This window comes from Salinimicrobium oceani (assembly GCF_012037645.1).
The window spans coordinates 1-286 of record NZ_JAAVJR010001624.1; the positions used below are offsets into that span (position 1 = coordinate 1).

Genomic DNA, 286 nt, shown 5'->3' on the forward strand with positions numbered 1-286 from the left:
TATTTTCACTCAGAAAATATCTAAATATATGATTAACAGAATTTTAGCTTTTATGTAAGAACACCGGTAGGAAAAGTGAATTTTTTAACTAAGGAAGAAGCTGTGGAGAAATTATGAGGGAATTGGACTTTAAAAGAAGTGCCCAGAGCGGGACTTGAACCCGCACGCCCTAATGGACACATGGCCCTCAACCATGCCTGTCTACCAATTCCAGCACCTGGGCATTTATTCGGAATCCTTTAAGATGCAGGATGCTCTTGCAGTAGTCCAAATGAAATTGTGACCT

General features: G+C 40.2%; 1 tRNA gene. It reads right to left on the reverse strand.

The features are described from left to right. Positions 1 to 139: 139 nt before the first annotated feature. Positions 140 to 223, reverse strand: a tRNA-Leu gene (locus HC175_RS23350). Positions 224 to 286: the final 63 nt, after the last annotated feature.